The organism is Salinicoccus jeotgali (genome assembly GCF_055379195.1).
Window position 1 is genome coordinate 1,955,917 of the sequence record NZ_AP043830.1, and the last position, 22,666, is coordinate 1,978,582.

Sequence of the window (22,666 nt, forward strand, 5' to 3'; positions counted from 1 at the left end):
TACCATTGAAATACTGACTACCATGAATGGAGTGATCTTATGGATAAGATTCTACAGACTCAACTGACGAATATATATAATCATATAAACGCCCAGGAAGAAGAAATCGAAATGGCAGCACGCCTGATTGCCCAGGCTGTCGGCAGCGAGGGGGAAGTCCGGCTGGCCACTTTCCACGATTTCACCGGCATCCAATCATACCTTCTGGAAGGGGCACTCTCCCTGCCGAAGGCCAAACCATTCGAAACAGTCGAATCCTTGGACGCCCCGGACCGGACCCTGGTTATAGCAGACCAGTTTGATGAACCCGTCAAACAGTTGGTCAATGCGCTTGGAGAAGCGGACAAGGAATTCGTACTCATCTCGAATTATAATAAGCATGAAGCAGAAATACTGGACTCACTCCACCATTATATCGACTTATCCTCCCCGCGTCCCCTGGTTCCGACACCTGATTTCGACAAAATTGTTAACCCTTATATTTCTGCATTCCTATACCTGTATGATCACCTGTTCATCCTTGTGGACGAAATGACGAATGAAGCGTACTGAACTCCTGATCTGAAAGCATCCTCAGGCCGTTCAGGATGACCAAGATGGTGCTCCCTTCATGACCGATGACACCTAGGGGCAGATTGATTGCCTGAAAGAAGTTCGAAATGATCAGAATGGTAATGACAGCGACTGAAAATAACAGGTTCTGTGCGATTATGCGATTCAATCGAGCTGATGCAGCCATCATCTCGGGTATGCGCTTCAACTGCTCATTCATCAAAACGATGTCTGCCGTCTCTAACGCAATTCCCGTACCTTTACCCATGGCGACTCCGATATCGGCTTGTTTGAGGCCTGGCGCATCGTTGACGCCGTCACCCACCATCACCACTATCCCTTTTTCCTTATAGGCATTTATGTGCTTCACCTTGTCTTCAGGGCTCTGGTCCCCTATCGCTTTAGTTATACCAATTGAATGCGCGATTGATTCTGCTGCCTTCTGGTTGTCACCAGAGATCATAATCGTCTCCTTGCCAAGCTTATTAAGTGTTCCGATTATATCTGAAGCCTCTTCCCGCTCTACATCCTTAAGAGCGATGAGCGCTTTTTTTATGCCATCTTCGATATATATCGTAACAGTATGCCCACTATCCAAAAGCTGTGATTTATAAGGCTCCATGAAATCATCATCCTGTGCTTTGAACACTTGGACATGTCTCTCTCCAATCATACCTTCTACACCTTTACCTACCACATCACGGACATCTGTTGCCGTCACACCTTCTTGCTTCATGCCTTCAAAGTGATTCTTGATCTTGACTGCGAGCGGATGGTTGCTGGAGCGTTCAAGTTCATAGATGAACGCCGCTATGCGTGACCGTTCGGATTCTTTCACTACTTCAAAATGTGTAATGGCGGGTTCTCCCTTAGTCAGTGTGCCTGTTTTATCAAACAGGACGAAATCCACTTCATTCAACTGCTCCATGTATCTCCCACCCTTAATCAGCACACCTTTTTTGGCACTGGTCGATATAGCTGAAAGGGTAGCTGGCGTAATGGAAGCCACCACTGCACATGGCGAAGCGACGACCAGAAGCACCATTGCACGGTAGAAGGTCTCATTCCATCCCCATCCAAAAATGTAATGTGGCATAAATAGCATGAAACCTGTTGTGATCAACACTATCCAAACGTACCTGTTTTCGAACCGTTCTATGAATTGTGCGCGCTTCGAAGGTACACTTTCGCTTTCCTTCACCAGTTCTATCATCCGATTGAAGATGGTTTCCTCATTGTCCACCGTCATCCTGACAGATACTACGCCCCCTTCATTGATGGAACCTGTCAACACAGTGTCATCAACACTTTTATCAACCAGTATGGACTCGCCCGTCAGAGATGCCTCATCGACTTCTGTCGAGCCCTCTATAACAATACCGTCTATCGGAAAGACGTCTCCCCGCATGACGACTACTACATCTCCTATTTCCAGCGAATCCACTTCCACTGTTTCATATCCTCCGTCTGCCGACAGTTTTTTGGCAGTGTTCGGCTTCATTTTGATCAATGACCCAACAGCATCACGGGTCTTGGTCTCAGCATAGGCCTCAAGTGTCCCACTGACACTGAAGATGAATATGAGGATCGCTCCTTCAAACCAATACCCTATAATGGATGCGCCGGTCGCTGCAATAATCATGAGCAGTTCAACATTCAGCTTCCGCTCCCTCACTGTGTGCTGCACGCCCTCTTTAGCCTGGAACCATCCCCCGATGACAAATGCCAAGATAAAGATCAATGGATACCATGACACTTCCGTGAAACGTTCCAGGTAGAATCCTGCAGCAATCAATAGACCTGAAATGACTGTGAAGTACAACTGGAGCTTGTTCATTCGACCACTCCTTAAGTATTATCCTTGTACTTCAATTATACCCACCCCCCTGATCGGTTTCATGATCTGTCAGCATGTTTGTTTGTATTTTATGTGGATGATGACAATGATTATCGTTACCGCATATAAAAAGAGCCACGCAACCCTAATGGTTGCGTGGCTCTTCAACATGTTAATCCAAACATGCATTGATAAGCCCTTGGAACAGGGGATGCGGCCGTGTCGGCCGGGATTGGAATTCAGGATGGAACTGGACGGCGACAAAGTATGGATGATCTTTAAGTTCGATCATCTCAACGAGCCTGCCGTCTGGAGAAGTGCCGGAGAATATCATGCCCTTCTCCTCAAGCTGCGTCTTGTATTTGTTGTTGAACTCATACCTGTGGCGATGACGCTCATCTACATGCGAAACGCCATAGAGCTTGCGCGCTTTAGTGCCTTCTTTGATTTCACAAGGGAAGCTGCCGAGCCTCAATGTACCTCCGAGGTCCACGACATCTTTTTGGTCCGGCATCAGATCGATGACAGGATGCGCAGTGTCCTCATCCAGTTCACTTGAATGGGCACCTTCAAGACCAGCTACATTGCGTGCAAATTCCACAGTGGCAAGTTGCATGCCGAGACATATGCCAAGAAGCGGGATGTTGTTCTCACGTGCATATTGGAGTGCATATATTTTCCCTTCCACACCGCGTTCACCGAAACCACCTGGTATCAGGATGCCGTCGACGCCTTCGAGCTCAGCTTCGTGATTTTCCGGTGTCAGGAATTCTGAGTTGATCCATTTGATGTCGATGTCGGTCTGACGTTCATAGCCAGCATGTCTCAATGACTCCGCCACCGATAAGTATGCATCCTGAAGCGTCACATATTTACCGACAAGACCGATGGTCACCTTCTTATCGATATTTTCAAGGTTCTGCAGCAGGTGCTTCCAGTCTGTCAGTTCCGCTTCCCTATGTTCACCAAGTTTAAGTCTATCGATGACGAGTGAATCCATCTTCTGTTCCTGCAGCCTGATCACTATGTTGTAGATGGTTGACTCGTCTCTCGCTTCTATGACGCTGTCTTTATCGATATCACAGAAGAGTGCAATCTTATCACGCAGATCTTCGCCCATGGCATGTTCGGAGCGCACGACAATCATGTCAGGCTGGATGCCGAGCCCTCTGAGTTCCTTGACGCTGTGTTGGGTCGGTTTGGTCTTCATTTCACCGGCCGCTTTAATGTATGGCAGCAATGTACAATGGATGTACATGACATTCTCACGTCCAAGGTCGCTCCTCACCTGTCTGATGGCTTCCAGGAAAGGCAGTGATTCGATATCTCCGGTCGTACCGCCGATTTCAGTTATCACGATGTCCGCATTCGATTCCTCGCCGGCTTGGATCAGACGGGATTTAATTTCATTGGTGATGTGTGGAATCACCTGGACTGTGCCGCCGAGATAATCCCCACGACGTTCTTTGCGTATTACTTCAGAGTAGACTTTCCCCGCTGTGACGTTTGAATATTTATGGAGATTGATGTCGATGAACCGTTCATAGTGCCCCAAATCCAAATCCGTCTCCGCCCCGTCCTCTGTGACGAAGACTTCACCGTGCTGATATGGGCTCATGGTCCCTGGATCTACGTTCAAATACGGATCGAATTTCTGTATTGTGATCGAAAAGCCACGATCTTTCAAAAGCCTTCCAAGTGATGCTGCCGTAATGCCTTTGCCCAGAGAAGAAACAACCCCGCCGGTCACAAAAATATATTTAGTCATTGCACTTCCTCCTGTGAAAAATAAAAATAGCTCCCTTCCACACTTGGTGAAAAGGAGCCGTTCTTTACAATCCCTTTTTCAGGGAGCCCAATAAAAATAATATCACTTTTAACCTGAATGTCAACTGGAAGTTGTTTTTCTAGAGATCGGGTTTATCTTCGTAGGAGTCTTCAAGTTCATCCGTATCATCGTACTCTATATCTTCATCGATGGTCTCATCGACTTCTTCCTTGCCTGAGATTTCATTTTTTGACAATGGGGAATCAAGATCTTCTGTATCGTCTTCCACAAGTTCCTTATCCTGATCGATGATATCTTCTTCAATCGGCTCATCCTCCACGGCAAGCTCGATCTTATGGATTGTTGGTGCGATCTTATCGGATATGTCATCTACCGAGTACCAATCCCTGAGTCCCCACAGGCCTTCGCCTGTACTCAGAAAACGGCCATCTGTATTCAAATCGGTGTAGAATTGCACAATGCGGTTTTCAATCTCCTTATCTGAATATCCGCCCAACTCCTTGAACTTGTCGACAATATCATACAAGTTCACTTCCTTGCCTACATCTTCAAGGTATATATGTGCCATTTCGATAAAGGAGTTTTCATCCAGCATCTGCTTGGAGTAGTCATCCAGTCTCATCTCATTCATCCTTTCCAGTCTCGAATATCACAGGATATCTTACATGTAATTGGAACATGAATCAAGCACTTATTCAATAGTTTACATACTTCACGAATTTCTGCTGTCCACCTTCATCTTCCATCATGACGAATCCACCCTTTTCAAACAGCTTATGCCACCCTGCTGCATCATCGGTCAAAATGGTCAGCTGCTTGATTTCTGGCATATCGCGTCTGAGGAAAGTGGCGATCTGACGCATTGCACTTGAGGCAACACCGCGTTCACGTTCCTGAGCCTTGACATGCAGATGCGTAATCCGAAGCTCCGCCCGATCGACCTTGCCCTTTATCTCCCCGATCGTCTCCTTCTGGTTCCTGACTATATCGATTTTGATGGCCGGCAACTGTACAGCGTCATCCCTCCCCAGCTTGATGTTATGTACATACTTGCTATCCAAATCCAGGTAATAAAGACGTTCCTTCCCTATCGGACCATCTTCCTTTGTTGCCGTATGTGTAAACCCGGCTCGTTCATAAAGATTCCAGGCTGCTGTATTTTCAGCATCCACAACAAGGTATAGGTGATCGAAATTCGAAAAGTTCTCCTGTATATAGATGGGCAGCCGCATCGCCACCTGCGTTCCATATCCGCGGCCCTGCAGCTTTTCATCAATCGATAGCGACCTTATATAGACCACTTCGTGTGGTGTGTCGTAACCTTCATGCTGATAATGCTTATGAAGCACGAAAAACCCAATGATCGTTCCTCCCCCGTTCAATACCACACAAGGTACACGATCAGGGTCATCAACAGCATCATCGACCACATCAGTCGGCAAGCTGGAATATACTTGTTGCTGTTCACTCAATCTGAAAGCCGCTAGAGTCTCACGATCATTCTCCTGAAACGGCCGGATACTTATCTGGTCCATAATCCAAAACCCCTTTTTGACATGTAATGTCATTTTGTTATGATAACTATTATACCCTTTCCAGTATAAAAATAGTCAGCTTGATATTCAATGTTTTAATGGTGTTTAATCTCGACACAACGGGGGTACAACGGTATATAATAAGATATTTTAGGGGGAGAAATTTTGGACAATGACAATTTAGACAGTAATCCCAAAAAGGGGGATAAGTCGAAGAAAAGTTCCAAATTCGAAAAAGAGAAACGACCGGATAAGAACCTGGAGCCAAAAAAAGGGTCAAGCCTAGGGTTGGTGTTCTGGACCGCCGCTTCAATCATCATCGCTGCTGCCTTGGTGGCAACGATCATACCTGGCAAGTTCGAAGCCGCATCAAGCTCAGTCTATGGCTGGATTGCCGGATTGTTCAGCTGGTTCTTCATGATTGCAGTATTTGGTTTTGCTTTATTCTTGATTTTCCTGGCACTCTCGCCATACGGTCGCATCAAGCTCGGAGGAGATAATTCGAAGCCTGAATTTTCCTTCCGCTCATGGATTGGCATGCTGTTCTCCGGCGGACTGGGTGTAGGGCTCGTATTCTTCGGTGTCGCAGAACCGATGAGTCATTATATGATCTCACCTTTTCCGGGTGGAGAGACTGAAACCGTCGAGGCGGCGCGCATGGCCATGGGCTATTCGTTCTTCCACTGGGGGATTTCCCAATGGTCCATCTTTGGTGTAGCCGGTCTTGCCATTGGCTACAACCAATATCGCAAGAAGAAAGACGGCCTCGTTTCGACCTCACTCGAGCCGATACTTGGCAACGACTATAATCAGAAGCTGAGAAAGTCCATAGATATACTTGCCGTGGTCGCGACTGTCACAGGTATGGCCACATCAGTCGGCCTTGGCATCATGCAGATGGATGGCGGCTTGAACATAGCCTACGGCATCCCATCGGGTCCATTGACTCAAATCATACTTACCGCTCTGATGACAGGCTTCTTCATACTATCGACGACGACTGGGCTGAAACGCGGCATCAAATGGTTGAGTAACCTTAATATGCTGCTTGCCGCTGTCATCACCATCTTCATAATGGCCGTTGGTCCCTTCACGTTCATTATGGAGAGCATCGTTGTGGGACTTGGTGATTATTTATCCAACTATGTCGGGTATTCGTTGCGCATGCAACCCTATACCGGTGAAGTCTGGGTGCAGGAGTGGACGGTATTCTACTGGGCGTGGGTCATCGCCTGGAGTCCTTTCATCGGTTCCTTTGTCGCCCGGATCTCCAAGGGACGTTCCATACGCGAGTATGTAATGGGGATCCTCATCATTCCACCTATACTTTCCTTCCTCTGGATCGGAGCTCTCGGTGGTACGGCAATCTACTCTGACCTCTTTAATGGCACGAATATCGGAGCGCTCGTTCTGGAGGATGATACCGCTGCACTTTTCGCGTTGTTCGATCAGCTGCCGCTGACTGAATTATTCTCTGCTCTGGCTATACTGCTGATCTTTACATTCCTTGTGACATCAGCAGACTCTGCAACGTTCATCGTGGCAGGTATGACTTCCGGGAATACTGATGCACCAAGTACACGCCTTAAAGTCATCTGGGGTGTACTACTTGGTTTCCTTACAGTCACTCTGATCATCGCTGGTGGTCTGACAAGCCTACAGGCCGCTTCGCTATTGGCGGGACTGCCATTCGGGCTCGTCCTTATCGCCATGATCATCGCAGTCTCCAAATCACTCAGACGAGAACCAAATGACTCGATGAAGCGCCGTCAGCGTAAAGATCGGACAAGGGCTTGAATTTAATGTTACTAAGTTGGAATGTCATTGGTATAATACAACCAATGACATTCTTTTTTTGGAGGCTTTTATGAAAATTGGAATAGACGCAGGAGGCACACTGATCAAGGTCGCCTACATCGATGACGAGGGACGCAGTTTCGAAAGGTGGCCATCTGCCCAAGTGGATGCTTTGATAGATCGATTGAACGCAGAACATACAGATGATCTGATATACCTGACAGGCGGCAAGTCTGCATATATGGCAGAAAAATTGAAGCATCATGAAGCCATATCGGTCGAATTTGAAGCGACATACCGTGGGCTGCTCAAACTGATGAAGGAGCAGGACGTCCGCCTTGGACATTTCATCTACTTGAATGTCGGCACCGGTACTAGCTTTCACTATGCCGGCCCCTCCGGTCAACAGAGGGTAGCGGGATCTGGAGTGGGCGGCGGCACGCTGATCGGCCTATCCACCCTGCTTGCCGGCGTCCACGACTATGATTCAATCATCCATCTGGCCACCCAAGGCAACCGGGATGAAATCGACCTTAAAGTCCATCATATCTATGCTGGACGCCCGACACCGATTCCAGGTGATCTGACCGCGAGCAACTTCGGTAATGTCCTCTCCGGGGAAGTTTCTAAACTGCAGCCTGCCGATAAAGTACAAGCCGTCATTGGTCTTGTTGCCGAAACTGTAACAGCCATTGGAATAAGCCTCGCTGAAGGCTTCGAGACGGATGATATCGTCTTCATCGGCTCCACCCTGCTCGACAACACGGTGATGAAAGATATCATCAATCGCTACGCCGGGCTGAAGGACGCAAGGGCCCACATCATTCACAATGGTGAATACTCAGGGGCATTGGGTGCCATTCTATAGTGGACTGTGATAGATGGATACGGCGTTTCTATGCCGTTCCATAGTCAATCTGATGTTGTAGCACCTTGAGAGCTGTCCGCTCGTCACCTGGGCTGCAGGCAGCGGACCTTCCGCGCGTCCTGCCTGAAGAAGTGTGATCGTGTCTCCATAAGTCATCGCCAACTGTGCTTCATGCATGGTGGTGATGACTATTTTTTTCTGTCCTTCCCTCGTCAGCCACTTCATCATTTCGTGCTGATGAAATAGATCAAGTCCTTGTTCTATTTCATCAATCATGATGATCGGCTTATCTTCGAGGGCGATTTGAGCGCATTGCACCCTTTTGAATTCGCCGCCGGATAGTTCCTCTATCGAACGCCCTAGAAGGTGGCCGATGTGGAAACGCCTGATGATTTCAGCCACCCGTTCCTCCGCGACCTTCCCCGCAGCTGCAGTCATGATCAGATACTCTTCGACGCGTATTCTGAAGCGGGGATTCTCCTGCGGCAGGAACGATATGATGTCTGAGATGTCCCCCAAGGCCGAACCATGATAAGCGATCTCACGGCTCAGAATATGGCTCCCACCGTAACCGAGCATCCCCTTCAGAAGCGTGCTTTTGCCACCCCCGTTAGGCCCTAGGATGATATTTACACCTCTATGAAATGTGACGTTTTCAATATCAAGGCTGAAGTTCCTCTGCATCGTTTCCAGATGATCGATTTTCAGCATAAGCTGTTCCTCCGCTAGTATTTTAGTTGGTACTCAATTATAATTATATATACAAATATCAGGTGAAAGGGGGTTTTTGATGGATGTCCAGCTAGACTATCCGATCTTGTTGATTGCCATACTGCTGGTCTTGGGCGTTGTGATGACACGTTTTTCGTCCAGACTCGGTGTCCCCTCGCTTGTACTCTTCATAATCATAGGTATACTTCTGAACCAGGTCATCTACTACGATAATGTGGAACTCACCCAACTGATTGGTATGATAGCACTTGTCGTCATACTTTTTGAAGGTGGCCTCCAAACCAATATCATGACCATCAAAAAGGTGGCTGGTTCAGCGGTACTTCTTGCGACCATCGGCGTATTGCTGACAAGTTTCATACTCGGTCTGTTTGCCTATCTGATCCTGGACCTTGATTTCATGACATCGATGCTGCTCGGGTCCATCGTCGGCTCGACTGATGCTGCTGCAGTATTTGCAGTATTCGGCAGTAAAAACATCAAGGAAAAACTATCTTCAACGATTGAAGCGGAATCCGGAACGAACGACCCGATGGCTGTGTTCCTTACCGTCACCATCATATCGGTCATCGAAATGCCAGGAGAGAGCAATGTTTTATATCTCTTACTTACCTTCTTTTGGCAGATGGGTGTTGCCATCATAGCCGGTATCATTATAGGCCGGCTTGCGGTTTTCGTCATCAACCGGATCGACCTCGAAGCTTCTGGACTCTATCCGGTGCTCTCCCTTGGATTTGCGATGCTGACTTTCGGTGTTACAGAAGTCATCGGTGCAAGTGGATTGCTCTCTGTGTATGTTATGGCGGTACTGATGGGGAATCGGCCCCTTACCTATAAACATTCCATACTGCGCTTCAATGAAGGATTGGCGTGGATGATGCAGATTGTCATGTTCATCATGCTCGGCCTGCTGGCCTTTCCTGGGGAATTGATCAACTATACATTCCAGGGGATCCTGATGGCACTCATCCTCATATTCATCGCCAGGCCAATCGGTGTCTTCCTCACTTTGATTGCGAGCAAGTACGACCTCAAGGAGAAAATATTCATTTCGTGGGCTGGTCTGCGTGGCTCTGTGCCGATCGTTTTAGCGACTTATCCACTAGTCAGTGACATCGAGAGCGGATACCTCGTCTTCAACGTAGTCTTCTTTATCGTCTTGTTCTCTGCCTTGCTGCAAGGGAGCACCATCACACCAGTAGCCCGCTGGCTGGGATTTGACGAAGGGGAAGCGGAAGCTCCGGCCTATTCGGTCGAACTGCTGGCTTTAGGCCAGACGCAGAACGATATATACGGGATTGAACTCCCTTCGCATTCTGCCCATCAGAACGTGCAGATCAAAGACTTGGACTTGCCGACTGATGTCCTCGTCATCGCCATCATAAGAAATGATGAGTTGATTACACCTAACGGAGAAACGAAGATGCTTTCTGAAGATTTCATCTATGTCATGATGCCAAGAAAGCTACGTGAGCGTACAGAAGCATATTTCAGTAAACCAAAAGAACCACCTAAGAGCAAAAAGGCACGTCAGAAGCCGTTTCCCAAGAAAAAAGTGACAAAAGAGGGGGATTAAATGAAATTCATCATTGTCCTACTCGCCATTCCACTGTTCATCCCGTCATGTGTAGGCTTGTTCATTCCAGATGATTCAAACCAGAGCGCTACGGAGGACACCGGAGAATCTGCTAGTGAAGAATCAACAGAAGAGACTACAGAAGTCGCCAGCGAAAAAGAACCCACAGAAGTAACACCCATCGATGTAACGCGCGATGCCTTCGTCTCAAACTTGTTCTCAGCCAATTATGAGTACAGAACGATTTCACTCCGCTCCAGTTACGAATATATGACGCGCATACTGGGAGAACCGGTTGGAAACGGTCAAAGCATTGATGGTGTCTATTACCACTATGATCATATCGCCTTCAACTTCCCTGAAAAAAGGGAGGGGGCCGATGATTTAAGCGAACTTAAAATCAACGGCATCATCATCTTTCCGGAAAACCTCACAAAGCAGGAGGCCGTTGAAACATTCGGCTGGCCGACGCGTGACGAGGTTTCCGACTTCTGGATGATCTATGATGCCGATGATTCAAACGAGCAGTATGTCATGCTGAAATATGATCAGGAGGACAAGATTACAGAAATCATCCTCCAGCACAAAAACCTTGAAGATACTGGGTTTTACGGAAGTTAAAAGGAGGAGCGTCTGGACGCTCCTCCTTTTTATTTCATTTCTCCATTCAGTTCAAGCTTGGTAGAAATTGTGGCATTCAATGAGTTGATTGCGGAACAGTATTTATCCGCTGATAATTTTACTGCACGCTGCGCCACCTTCTCAGTGACGTCCCCTTTGATCCTGACGACGATTACGACATCGGTGAAGCGCTTCGGTTCAGTGTCTGCACGTTCAGCTTCGATATCTATATCAATGCTTTCCACTTTATCCATGCTATGCCTCATGATGACATTAAGATCGATGCCCATGCAGCCGGCTACACCATGCAGCACCATTTCCATCGGCCTTGGACCACTGTCATTACCGCCGACACTGCTGCTGGCGTCCATCGTCACATCATAGCCCGAACTGTCACCTTTAGAATTGTAGGCCATTCCGCCTGTCCATTTCGCATTAACTTTCATATTCTCACCCTTTCAATGTGTTAACCATCATTATAAGCAATTTCATCTTCCAGTGACAGCCATGCGCTTACATCAAAGAAGTAACCGCATCAATCAGACTGTAGAGCCCAAGAAAAGAAACCACTGCCGTTACCGCCCAGCCAACGACATTCAGCCATAAGGCGTTGACATGCTTTTTCATCACTGCTTTTTTATTGATGATGATCATAATCAGCACGGCAATGATTGGAAGTATAAGCCCGTTCAATGCCTGTGCGAAAAGTAATACTTCCAGAGGTTCGAAACCAATGGCTGAAGTCACGATGCCGAGACTGATCACAGAAGCAAAGACAATCTTATACTTCCTATTGTCAAAACCACCCTTCCAGTGCATGAAGCTGCTCACCGTCACCGCTGCCCCCATCGGTGAGGCGATTGCTGAGGATAACCCTGCCGAAAATAGCCCGACACTTATGAAAAATGGTGCAAGGTCACCCATCAAGGGCTCGAGTGGCGCTGCCAATTCGACGACATTGGTCACTTCTTGACCTTCAATCAGCGCACCTGCAGTAATAAGTATTGCTGCAGTGATGAACCCACCTACGGTGATGGTGAGGATTGTATCGATTCTGGACTCATTCAAGCCATCTGCACTGTCCCACTTTTCGCTGACCGTCGAGGCATGTATGAAAAAATTATACGGTACCACCGTAGTGCCGATCAGCGCAATGATCATCAGAATCGAACCATCAGGGATGCCGGGAACGAAAGCCCCTTTGAATATCGCGCCGACATCAGGTGCTGATACTATCATCGTCGTTATGAATGTAATGCTCATCAGGACGATTAGCCCAATCATCACCTTTTCGATGATTTTGTAGCTTCCGCTCAGCCCAAGAGTGAGTATGATGATTCCAATGATCGGCGCCACGTAGTTCTCCGGTATTCCAAATAAATAGGAGACACCGAGGGAAGTGCCGAGCAGGTCGCCGCTGATGTATGCAGCACATCCTACGCACACTGCAATCATGACCAGCCAGACTGCAGCGAATTTCAATATGACATTATCGAATAACCCGCGTATATTTTCCCCCAGCCCTTCACCTGTCACCATACCGATCCTTGCGACCATCTCCTGCAGTACGATTGTCGCCAGAATCGCAAAAACCACTGCCCACAGGAGGGCGAACCCAAACCCTGCACCTGCACGTGTGGCTGTCGTCACGGTGCCTGGTCCGATGAACGAAGCCGTGATGATTGCACCTGGCCCTATCACTTTCAGCTTTTCAATAATTTTCTGTCCATTCAATGCTTCCACCCCTTTGGATACAGAAGACAGTCTCCCATCGCCCGTTCATCTATCAAGCATGACCACCATGTACATGGCCCGCCAGCACATATAAAACCGCTGTTGATACAAAGTGCGCTGAGTTCTGGTTCGCGTCCTGCTGAGGGTACACTTCGACAAAATCCATTCCACATAATCCCCGTTTACCGAATTCATAGATCATCGTCACCAGCTCATGGGATGTGAGCCCATTGCCATCGACGGGACCTCCTGGGTTGAACGCAAAGTCCAACACGTCGCTGCAGATCGTCAAATAGACGACATCCACCTCTTGTGCTGCCATATCATATATTTCATTCGCATAGGCTTTCAGGTCATGTGCCCCCTTGATGTCATTGATCGAAAGCGTCACGGCTCCCGCTTCCTGAGCATAGGCTCCCGTCTCCGGTTTATTTCTCGGACCCTTGATGCCTGCATGTATAAGACTCTCATTCCTGACTCCGTCGGTCTCGTAAAGGCGCATGAATGGCGTACTTCTGGCAAACCTGTCTCCTTCATAGTGAGGCATATTATCATAGTGGGAGTCCAGATGGATGATCCCCACCTTTTTGCCGGTGTTGGTCAAGGCTTTGACGACAGGATATGTGATGCCGTGGTCGCCACCGAGACCTACCAGGAACTTACCTGAGCGCCACAGGTTTTCGGCGAATGCTTCAATGCGGTCCATGGTGCCCGGCACATCATGCGGTATGACGCTGACATCGCCAACATCCCCAAGGCTCAAATGGTCTTCCACATTGATATGATTCAGCTCGGGCAAGTAAGTGCTGTACCGCGCAGAGGACAATCTGATCTGTTTCGGGCCCAGTTCGCACCCTGTGTAGTCTCCCCAAGTACAGGCCCCCTCCCACGGTACACCGTAGACCAGTACATCCGTATCGTATTCGTCAGTCTTTGTAAGATTTTTCGCCCCCAACATCGGAGGGGTGTTGCCATAAATATTTGATTGCATCCTTTAACGCCTCCTGAGTTTTCTGAATTGTCATTCTATATATCATGATAAAAGTAATGAAAATGGAAATCCACCGATATACTTCATTTTTAAGATCATTGTTGAACATATAACCATAATCTTATATAATTCAACCTATTACATAATAAAAAAATTATATGATTGAGGTGCGATCCAATGGAAACGACAGTTGATATTAATGATGTTGCGGAACTTTTCAAAGTTCTGGGCGATCATTCACGATTATCGATGGTTGCGATGATGTATAAGAAGGAATGTTGCGTCTGTGATTTCACAGAATGCTTCAATATGAGCCAACCTGCTGTAAGCCAGCATCTTAAAAGGTTGCGGACACTTGGCTTGATCACGGAACGGAAAGATGGGTATTGGACCCATCTTTCCTTGAACTCCGATAGTCCATTCATGGAAATGCTGTCAAAATTATTGGCGACGACACCTGGCCTTGATGCACATGTCGACCGTCTGCTCGCTTCATGCACAAGGGAGGCATGCTGCTGATGGTGAATTCTGTAATTGCAGTCCTGATTTTCCTCATCACGTTGTTTCTTGTCATCCGTCAGCCTAAAGGCCTCGGCATCGGCTGGTCGGCGGTTGCTGGGGCAGTTGCAGCCTTGGTCTTCGGCGTCGTAAGCTTTGGGGATGTCGGAACCGTATGGGGCATAGTCTGGAATGCGACACTGACTTTCGTCGCTGTCATACTGATTTCATTGGTACTCGATGAGATCGGATTTTTTGAATGGTCTGCACTACATATGGCACGTTTTGCCAAAGGCAGCGGATTGAAGCTGTTCATCTACATCATCCTGCTGGGCGCGATAGTGGCTGCATTGTTTGCCAATGATGGAGCCGCCCTGATTCTGACACCGATTGTTCTGGCGATGGTCAGGAACCTCAATTTCACGGAGAAGATGATCATGCCGTTCATCATGGCAAGCGGATTCATCGCCGATACCGCCTCCCTGCCATTCGTCGTCAGTAACTTGGTGAATATCGTCTCGGCAGACTTCTTTGGCATCGGGTTCATCGAATACGCTTCAAGGATGCTTGTTCCCAATCTGTTCTCTATCCTGGCAAGCATTCTTGTACTGTGGCTCTTTTTCAGAAAAGACCTACCGTCCAATTACGGGGTATCTGAGTTGAAGCGCCCTTCTGAAGCCATCCGTGACCAAAGAATGTTTACCTGGTCGTGGGTGGTGCTCGCTTTGTTGCTCATTGGATATTTCCTGAGTGAGCCGTTTGAGATCCCTGTTTCCATCATTGCCGGCCTCATTGCATTCTTTTTTGTGATGATGGGAAGAAACAGTCCCGCTGTGCCTGTTAAGGATGTTGTGAAGGGGGCACCTTGGGACATCGTCTTCTTCTCCCTCGGCATGTACGTTGTCGTATATGGTTTGCAAAATGCAGGGCTGACTGCCCTACTCGGCCGTTTTCTGGCTACCGCAGGAGAACATGGGTTATTTGCCGCCACAATGGTCATGGGCTTCACAGCTGCAATACTGTCATCGGTCATGAATAATATGCCGACCGTTATGATTGATGCCCTCGCCATAACTGCATCAGGTGCACAAGGTTCCATTAAGGAGGGTCTGGTATACGCCAATGTCATCGGCTCTGACCTTGGTCCGAAGATTACACCGATCGGGTCACTTGCTACACTGCTGTGGCTGCATGTGCTCAAAAAGAAAGGGGTCAATATTTCTTGGGGATACTATTTCAAAATCGGTATCATCCTGACGATTCCCGTTCTATTCATAACTTTATCCGGCCTATACCTATGGCTGCTCATCATTTCATAAACTAAAGGAGTGTCATCATGCAAAAACCCATTATCTATTTTTTATGCACCGGAAATTCATGTAGAAGTCAGATTGCAGAGGGCTTTGCCCACAAATATTTAGGCGATAAATATGAGATTCATTCAGCAGGCATCGAAGCCCATGGAATTAATCCAAGGGCGGTAAGCATCATGAGAGACGCCGGCATTGATATCACTGGTCAGCAGTCAAGCATCATAGACCCTGAAATTCTGAACCATGCAGATTATGCAATCACCCTGTGCGGGGACGCCCGTGATAATTGTCCTGTCACGCCATCGGACGTCATCCACCTGCATTGGGGGTTCGAAGACCCAGCCAAAGCCAAAGGCAGTGAAGAAGAAATATATTCAGCATTCCGCCAAGTAAGAGACGACATCGAAAAAAGAATCATCCAGTTTAAAAACGAAGGAAAATAAAACAGGCCCTTTAAGGGCCTGTTTTTGTAATCTATGATGCCGTGCGCATTTCCCGTTTCCATTTGATGCGATTCATCACCAATATAATCACTGCCGCTGCTACACCGATGAGGTTAGTATATGTTTCCGGTGCGATCAGAAGCAATGCGCTTGCTATCAGTACAATTCTGAACACCACATTAATATGCGTTTTGAAATATCCTTCTAACCCAGTGGACTTATTACAGTTGTCATTGAATATAACATTATTCAAAACTGCTAAATTCAAAGCCTCTTTATATTTGAAATTTTCTCTAAATTTAATACAATGGAGTTAACCACTGAGGAGGAATTGGATGAAATCACTTTTTGAACCCTACACACTGAAGGCTTTAACGACAAAGAACAGGATTGTAATGGCCCCCATGTGCCAATACAGCGCGACTGACGGCATACCTGACGAGTGGCACTTCACGCACTACACCTCACGGGCGGTCGGCGGTACTGGTCTGATCATGTTGGAGATGACCAATGTCGAATCACGGGGTCGCATTACCGACCATTGTCTAGGTATCTGGTCCGACGGACATGTGCCCCACTACAAACGAATCGTCGACGCTTGCCATCGCCACGGGGCAAAGGTGGGCATCCAACTCGCTCACGCAGGGCGCAAGGCTCAGGATACGGAGACTCCAGTATCAAGTACGGATGAAGCATATAGCTCGGACTTCCATCAGCCACATGAACTGACGAGAGAAGAGACGGAAGAGATTATCGATGCATTCAAATGGGGGGCCCAACGTGCAGTTGAGGCTGGATTTGACACCATCGAACTTCATGCTGCCCACGGTTATCTCATCCATCAATTCCAATCCCCACTCACCAACAAGCGCTCCGATGAATATGGTGAAGATTTCAGCCTATTTGGACGCAGGGTCATTGAAGCAGTCAAATCTGTCATGCCTGCAGGGATGCCGCTCATGCTACGCCTCTCAGCTGTCGAGTATGCAGATGGTGGTTACGACATCGACCACGGGACCCATCTGGCGCGCGAGTATGCGGCAGCTGGGGTTGATATGATCGATGTATCAGCTGGAGGAGACGGTAAGCCTTCACCAGAGCGTTTCAATGGGGCTTTCCCCGGCTACCTTGTCGAGTATGCCAGAGCGGTGAAAGAAGCTGCTTCAGTCCCTGTCATAGCTGTCGGTCTTCTCGATGATGTCAATCTGGCTGAGCACGCCGTCGCATCGGAATCTGCAGATCTCGTCGCCATCGGCCGTGGACTGCTGCGCGACCCTTATTGGGTGCTCAACGCTTCCCAGGACAAAAATGCAGAGGATGACGCCTTCATCCCTGTGCAGTATAAAAGAGCATATTAGAATGGAGAATGATCATGAAACATTCATTGAATAAATCAAACTTATTTTATGCGATGTCAAAGGATAATCCAGCTGCTTTAAAGGTTGATGCTGGGGATACAGTAACGATTGAGACGAACGATTGCTTCCTCGGACAGATCACTTCCAGTGATACCGTGTTGGACCAGTTGGACTGGGACCGCATCAACCCTGCAACGGGTCCTATCCATATAGATGGCATCCAAGCCGGAGATGTGCTCAAAGTCACAATTGAAGACATCACCCTCGAACCAAACGGTGGCATGCTGACAGGCCCTGGGCTTGGCGTCATGGGGGATGATATGGAGAAGATGGAGGCCAAAATGTTCGATATTGATACATCGGAAGGCACTGTTTCGTTCAATGGCCTGTCTCTTCCCCTGAACCCGATGATCGGCGTCATTGGAGTGGCACCAGAGGGAGAAGCGGTCAATAATGGGACACCGGGCCGACACGGCGGCAATATGGACAGTAAGAAGATCACGACTGGCGCCACCCTCTATCTACCTGTTGCACACGATGGGGCCTTGTTTGGCCTTGGAGATGTCCACGCCAAGATGGGGGACGGCGAAGTGAGCGTAAGTGGACTTGAGACGGGTGCATCGATCACAGTAACCCTCGATAAAGCACACAATATAAAAACACGCCATCCGATCGTCGTCGATGCGGATGGTGTCTACATGACAGTATCGAGCGAAAGTCTCGACACCGCAGTCGACGAGTCCGTCAAGGAAATGATTGCATTACTCCGTCCCCACACAGACTTGAGTCTGTCTGAAATGACCATGCTCATGAGTCTGGTCGGCGAGGCGCAGATCAATCAGGTAGTCGATCCTTTGAAGACTTCCCGCTTCTTTGTACCGCACCATGTCCTTGATCATTACGGAATTACCTTGGAGTAGATATCATGAATATTGTTGTAGCACCAGATTCCTATAAAGGGACGTTCAATCAATATGAGATTGCAACAATCATGGGAGAGGCCCTCACAGATTTGGGCCATCAAAGCATTTTGAAACCGATGAGTGACGGTGGAGATGGCCTTCTTACGTGTTTTCGGAATGAGGATTATGAGGAGGTCACCACCAATGTTACAGGGCCAGAAGGCCAGACGGTCGAAGCCTCCTATTGTCGCAAGGGACAGACTGCAGTGATTGAAACGGCCGAGGCATGTGGTCTTCATCTGGTCGGCAGTTCAAACCCAGGCGATCGGACGTCATTCGGCGTCGGCGAACTGATTTTGGACGCGGTTGATAACGGGGCACAACACATCATACTGGGTTTGGGTGGTTCTGCAACAAACGATGGCGGCTACGGGATGCTGCTCGCTCTAGGAGGTGCTGCAGTGGATACAGGTGGCATGCCAGTTGGCGTGTTCACTCGTGATATAGGACATGTTGCTGAAATCAGCCTAAGATCACTTCAGCCCCTGGAAGGTGTACAGTTGACTGTCGCGTCCGATGTCACCCATCCATTGTTCGGAGTCCGAGGGGCTACCCGTGCGTTCGGTCCCCAAAAAGGCGTGCAGGAAGCGGATGTCGCTTTCTTCGAGTCACTGCTCTCACACCTCCGTACCAAAATATCGGATGTTTTCCAAGATGACTTCAGTGACTGCCACGGCGCAGGTGCCGCTGGTGGACTTGGGTGGATGCTGATGAATCTCGGGGCAGAGATGAAACCGGGAGGTCTACTGGTTGCTGAGATGATCCACTTGGAGAATGCAATAATGAAAGCCGATATGGTAATTACAGGTGAAGGGAAAACCGATGCTTCCTCAGTGCACGGAAAAGTCCCTGCGACTGTGGCACAACTCGCCGATCGCCATCAAAAGCCGTGCCACCTCATCTCTGGTCAGGTAACCGGTGCTGATACTACAGCTTTCGCTTCTGTCCATCCATTGAGCGATGGCACCAGAAAAATTGAGGACATCATTGAAGAAACACCACGGCTGATAAGGCAAAAGATACAGCGCATAGTGACATAGAAAAGGTCTGGAATGACATTTCCAGACCTTTTCTATGCCTTAAATCTGTATATGCTGGATTGCTGATTTAAACTCGACCCAAACCGATCATTCATATCTCCGTGTCCCATAGCTCTAAACTCGCCATCCATCCATTTTCTGCTAAAATACATATTGTATGCTTTTACTATTTGGAGTATGGATCAATAGGAGTTTTTTTATGAACATTATGTATGCAAATCATGGATTGATACAGAATCCACACAGCGTGGCCATATGAGAAAAACCATCTTTCTGTTGATGGTGCTGACCATCGTTTCAAAAGTCTCTGGGTTCTTGAGGGATTTGACGCTCGCCTATTTCTACGGAGCAAGCGAAACCAGTGATGTCTTCCTATTATCGATCAGTATCCCAACTGTCGTTTTTGGTGTGGTGGCAGCAGGCATTTCGACCGGCTACATCCCGCTCTATTCACGGATAACAGAGCAGTCCGGCGACAAGGCGGGGCTCGAATATACCAACAACCTAATTAATATATTGCTGATTTCCACTACATTCATCGTCATACTCGCTCTTATTTTTACTGAACAGCTCGTTAAGGTATTCGCAATCGGATTCCAGGGAGAAACATTGGCACTTGCAGTAATGTTCACCCGCTTCAGCATATTCGGCATCTACTTTACACTCATCACCCGGATTCTAAGTGCCTATCTGAATTATAAAAAGATGTTTGCTATCCCTTCCTTGATAGGCATTCCCATGAATCTGGTGCTGATTGTGGCCATAATCCTGAGCAGCAGATTAGAACTGATCTACATTCTCGCCGTGGCTAATGTAGTCGCACTATTTATCCAGTTCCTGATCATCCTGTTCTTTGCCTATAGATATTCTTTCCGCTTCCAGCGGGTGTTGCGTCCGGGAGATGAACATATAAAAGAAATGGCTGTATTGGCTTTCCCGGTCATCCTTGGTTCCGGTGTGGGTCAATTGAACCGTCTGATTGATCGTTCACTTGCATCCTGGATTTCCATAGGTGGAATTTCCTCAATTAACTATGCCAGCACTTTGAATGTATCCTTCCTCGGTATCTTCGTCTCTTCATTCGTTACAGTGTTTTATCCAGACATATCCAAAAAGGCAGCCCGAGGAGACATGCCGGGGCTAAAGCACACTTTGAACCAGACCATACTGGGTGTGCTGACCCTAATAATTCCTGCCACAATCGGTGCGATGATATTCGCAGAGCCTATTGTCCGTTTCCTGTTCGACCGCGGCGCCTTCGATGAAACCGCCGTAACATTGACGACTTCGGCGTTCTTCTTCTACTCACTCGGTCTTGCCGGTACAGGTGTCAACCTGATTTTAACCCGGACTTTCTATGCACTGCAGGATACAAAAACACCTATGCTCAACAGCACAATCGGGGTGAGCATCAATATTGCCCTGAACTTCCTGCTGGCGCCAATCCTCGGGATAGGTGGTCTAGCTCTTGCGACCAGCCTTTCTGCACTGATGACCGTTCTGCTACTGACACGGAGCCTACGCAGAAAATTTGGCCGGCTTAATCTGACACATCTTATACCGACTGCGTTACGGATTACAGCCGCTGCATTTTTTGCTGCTGCATCATCTTATGGATTTTTGATCCTTATGAATCCTTTTGTTGGAAGTGATGTCAGCCTGGTGCTTGCATTCGCACTGATGGCTGTACTCTATATCTCTATGTTACTGCTGATGGGAGTCGACGGCGTCCGTACCTTCCTTGAGGCCATGCTGAATAAGTTCAAGAAAAAACAAAAGTAGGAGACCCTGATTTTGGCTCTTTACCCCCCTGCATATCACAACAGAAGCGCACCATAACCTAAACCAAAAATAATCACAAGTGCGGGGTGGACTTTAAATTTCACCAATAGCAGGAAGCTGGCCGCAACCAGAAATATTGTGTGTACGGTTCCGGAGGCATCATATGCATTGAAGATGAAATCGTATGCTATCAACCCAAGAAGGATTGCAATCACCGGTCGGATCAGTGTGGTCAGAGTTTCGAATTTCTGTGTGCCTTTCAATCTGTAGAGCAGTCCCGCGAGAAAAATCATCAGCATTAGTGAAGGCAAGACTGTAGCAGCAACTGCAACAATCGATCCCCCCAGCCCTCCAACTTCATAACCTATAAAGCCGGCCATTTTGGTCGCAATCGGGCCGGGTAAGGCATTACCAAGTGCCAGAACCTCGGCAAATTCACGGGAATCCATCCACCCATAATTCTGTACAACTTCCTGCTCCACCAATGGAATGGAAGCGGGGCCGCCCCCATAACCCAGAACTCCGGGGATGAAGAAAGCCAGGAATATATGTATATAGATCATACTCTCCCCTCCCTTCTGAACATGCTGAAAACAACAATGAGCAGGATGATTAGGGCAGGGTGAATTCCTACCACCACCAACATGAAGAATGCGATAGCCGTAAACAGGAAGAGGAAGTGCCACGTCGTTTTCGCCTTTGCCTTGGCGAGGAACTCATACGTCAATACAAACAACATGACGCCCACTACGGGCATCACCCCGTTGCTCATACCTTGCACCCACTCGAGGTCCTTAAATTCCGTAAACAGTTTTAATAGTACAATCATCAATATGATTGTCGGCAGAATTGTGGCCAATACAGCATTGACCATCCCGAGCCACCCTTTTTGCAGGTAACCTATGTATCCTCCAAGTTTGGTGGCAATGGGACCAGGCAGAACATTACCTATAGCCAGGGCATCCTGAAAGGTTTCATCTGTCATCCATCCGTGTGTATCGACCACTTCTTTATGGACAAGCGGAATGGACGATGGGCCACCACCATACCCAAGCATTCCGACTTTAAAAAACACCCAGAATATTTTAAAATGCATTATACGCCCTCCATCACGTCAAACTATTCCGATTATTAAGAATTATTGACTTGTCTGCTTATTTGCTTTAGATTATATACTATTATGCGGCAACCAAACGTATAGTCATTTACTTTCAACTCCCCCTTCAAGGGGGAGTTTG

The 22,666-nt window shown here is 47.9% G+C and carries 23 protein-coding genes; 12 read left to right on the top strand and 11 right to left on the bottom strand.

The annotated features are described in order from the left end of the window. Window positions 1-39 precede the first annotated feature (39 nt). Window positions 40-552, top strand: a complete 513-nt coding sequence (locus tag ACZ43I_RS10120) for a DUF2529 family protein (RefSeq protein ID WP_344700809.1) — start codon at window positions 40-42, stop codon at window positions 550-552. Here ACZ43I_RS10120 and ACZ43I_RS10125 read toward each other — a convergent pair. The 4 genes from ACZ43I_RS10125 to ACZ43I_RS10140 form a co-directional block, all read right to left on the bottom strand. Further along, window positions 515-2,389, bottom strand: a complete 1,875-nt coding sequence (locus ACZ43I_RS10125; protein ID WP_344700810.1) for a heavy metal translocating P-type ATPase — start codon at window positions 2,387-2,389, stop codon at window positions 515-517. The genes ACZ43I_RS10120 and ACZ43I_RS10125 overlap by 38 nt on opposite strands. A 172-nt stretch (window positions 2,390-2,561) precedes the next feature. Next, on the bottom strand, window positions 2,562-4,157 hold the full coding sequence (locus tag ACZ43I_RS10130; RefSeq protein WP_344700811.1) for a CTP synthase: 1,596 nt from the start codon (window positions 4,155-4,157) through the stop codon (window positions 2,562-2,564). A gap of 139 nt (window positions 4,158-4,296) precedes the next feature. Further along, a complete protein-coding gene (rpoE, locus tag ACZ43I_RS10135) occupies window positions 4,297-4,800 on the bottom strand; it encodes a DNA-directed RNA polymerase subunit delta (protein ID WP_344700812.1) in 504 nt (167 codons plus the stop codon). Between the two features lie 73 nt (window positions 4,801-4,873). Beyond that, entirely contained in the window at window positions 4,874-5,713 is an 840-nt protein-coding gene (locus tag ACZ43I_RS10140; protein WP_344700813.1) for a GNAT family N-acetyltransferase, read from the bottom strand. A gap of 165 nt (window positions 5,714-5,878) precedes the next feature. Between ACZ43I_RS10140 and ACZ43I_RS10145 the strand changes: the two genes are divergently transcribed. Together ACZ43I_RS10145 and coaW are read left to right on the top strand one after the other, a co-directional pair. Next, complete coding sequence (locus ACZ43I_RS10145) at window positions 5,879-7,510, top strand: BCCT family transporter (protein ID WP_344700814.1); 1,632 nt, start codon at window positions 5,879-5,881, stop codon at window positions 7,508-7,510. 70 nt (window positions 7,511-7,580) lie between these two features. Then, entirely contained in the window at window positions 7,581-8,378 is a 798-nt protein-coding gene (coaW, locus tag ACZ43I_RS10150; protein ID WP_344700815.1) for a type II pantothenate kinase, read from the top strand. On the opposite strand, the gene ACZ43I_RS10155 is transcribed toward coaW, so the two are convergent. Next, window positions 8,373-9,089: an ABC transporter ATP-binding protein gene (locus ACZ43I_RS10155; RefSeq protein ID WP_344700816.1), complete on the bottom strand. Its 717-nt coding sequence runs from the start codon at window positions 9,087-9,089 to the stop codon at window positions 8,373-8,375. The genes coaW and ACZ43I_RS10155 overlap by 6 nt on opposite strands. Window positions 9,090-9,168: 79 nt before the next feature. On the opposite strand from ACZ43I_RS10155, the gene ACZ43I_RS10160 reads away from it, so the two are divergent. Next, a complete protein-coding gene (locus ACZ43I_RS10160) occupies window positions 9,169-10,686 on the top strand; it encodes a potassium/proton antiporter (protein WP_344700817.1) in 1,518 nt (505 codons plus the stop codon). Further along, window positions 10,687-11,307, top strand: coding sequence for a hypothetical protein (locus ACZ43I_RS10165; RefSeq protein ID WP_344700818.1), 621 nt, complete (start codon window positions 10,687-10,689; stop codon window positions 11,305-11,307). A gap of 29 nt (window positions 11,308-11,336) precedes the next feature. Here ACZ43I_RS10165 and ACZ43I_RS10170 read toward each other — a convergent pair whose 3' ends face one another. From ACZ43I_RS10170 to ACZ43I_RS10180, 3 genes are all read right to left on the bottom strand, one after another. Beyond that, entirely contained in the window at window positions 11,337-11,753 is a 417-nt protein-coding gene (locus ACZ43I_RS10170) for an OsmC family protein (protein WP_344700819.1), read from the bottom strand. A 67-nt stretch (window positions 11,754-11,820) separates the two neighbouring features. Beyond that, a complete protein-coding gene (locus ACZ43I_RS10175) occupies window positions 11,821-13,041 on the bottom strand; it encodes an Nramp family divalent metal transporter (protein WP_344700820.1) in 1,221 nt (406 codons plus the stop codon). Between the two features lie 52 nt (window positions 13,042-13,093). Then, window positions 13,094-14,032, bottom strand: a complete 939-nt coding sequence (locus ACZ43I_RS10180) for an agmatinase family protein (RefSeq protein WP_344700821.1) — start codon at window positions 14,030-14,032, stop codon at window positions 13,094-13,096. A 177-nt stretch (window positions 14,033-14,209) separates the two neighbouring features. Between ACZ43I_RS10180 and ACZ43I_RS10185 the strand changes: the two genes are divergently transcribed. The 3 genes from ACZ43I_RS10185 to arsC are packed head-to-tail and all read left to right on the top strand — an operon-like array spanning window position 14,210 to window position 16,286. Then, window positions 14,210-14,551, top strand: coding sequence for an ArsR/SmtB family transcription factor (locus ACZ43I_RS10185; RefSeq protein ID WP_344700822.1), 342 nt, complete (start codon window positions 14,210-14,212; stop codon window positions 14,549-14,551). After that, window positions 14,551-15,849, top strand: coding sequence for an arsenic transporter (locus ACZ43I_RS10190; RefSeq protein WP_344700823.1), 1,299 nt, complete (start codon window positions 14,551-14,553; stop codon window positions 15,847-15,849). Before ACZ43I_RS10185 ends, ACZ43I_RS10190 begins: the two co-directional genes overlap by 1 nt. A gap of 17 nt (window positions 15,850-15,866) precedes the next feature. Next, a complete protein-coding gene (gene arsC / locus ACZ43I_RS10195) occupies window positions 15,867-16,286 on the top strand; it encodes an arsenate reductase (thioredoxin) (protein WP_344700824.1) in 420 nt (139 codons plus the stop codon). 31 nt (window positions 16,287-16,317) lie between these two features. Here the strand turns inward: arsC and ACZ43I_RS10200 are convergent, their stop codons facing one another. Continuing rightward, the gene (locus ACZ43I_RS10200; RefSeq protein WP_344700825.1) at window positions 16,318-16,554 is read right to left on the bottom strand and encodes a hypothetical protein; all 237 of its coding nucleotides are present in this window, start codon (window positions 16,552-16,554) and stop codon (window positions 16,318-16,320) included. A 67-nt stretch (window positions 16,555-16,621) separates the two neighbouring features. Between ACZ43I_RS10200 and ACZ43I_RS10205 the strand changes: the two genes are divergently transcribed. From ACZ43I_RS10205 to murJ, 4 genes are all read left to right on the top strand, one after another. Beyond that, window positions 16,622-17,644, top strand: a complete 1,023-nt coding sequence (locus tag ACZ43I_RS10205; protein WP_344700826.1) for an NADH:flavin oxidoreductase/NADH oxidase — start codon at window positions 16,622-16,624, stop codon at window positions 17,642-17,644. 14 nt (window positions 17,645-17,658) lie between these two features. Next, on the top strand, window positions 17,659-18,564 hold the full coding sequence (locus ACZ43I_RS10210; RefSeq protein ID WP_344700827.1) for an acetamidase/formamidase family protein: 906 nt from the start codon (window positions 17,659-17,661) through the stop codon (window positions 18,562-18,564). A gap of 5 nt (window positions 18,565-18,569) precedes the next feature. Further along, the gene (locus tag ACZ43I_RS10215; protein ID WP_344700828.1) at window positions 18,570-19,646 is read left to right on the top strand and encodes a glycerate kinase; all 1,077 of its coding nucleotides are present in this window, start codon (window positions 18,570-18,572) and stop codon (window positions 19,644-19,646) included. Between the two features lie 255 nt (window positions 19,647-19,901). Continuing rightward, the gene (gene murJ / locus ACZ43I_RS10220) at window positions 19,902-21,428 is read left to right on the top strand and encodes a murein biosynthesis integral membrane protein MurJ (protein WP_344700829.1); all 1,527 of its coding nucleotides are present in this window, start codon (window positions 19,902-19,904) and stop codon (window positions 21,426-21,428) included. 35 nt (window positions 21,429-21,463) lie between these two features. Here murJ and ACZ43I_RS10225 read toward each other — a convergent pair whose 3' ends face one another. Together ACZ43I_RS10225 and ACZ43I_RS10230 are read right to left on the bottom strand one after the other, a co-directional pair. Then, window positions 21,464-21,991 (bottom strand): chromate transporter, encoded by a 528-nt coding sequence (locus ACZ43I_RS10225; RefSeq protein ID WP_344700830.1) that lies wholly within the window; start codon window positions 21,989-21,991, stop codon window positions 21,464-21,466. Then, entirely contained in the window at window positions 21,988-22,524 is a 537-nt protein-coding gene (locus ACZ43I_RS10230) for a chromate transporter (protein WP_344700831.1), read from the bottom strand. The genes ACZ43I_RS10225 and ACZ43I_RS10230 overlap by 4 nt, the downstream gene beginning before the upstream one ends. Between the last annotated feature and the right edge of the window lie 142 nt (window positions 22,525-22,666).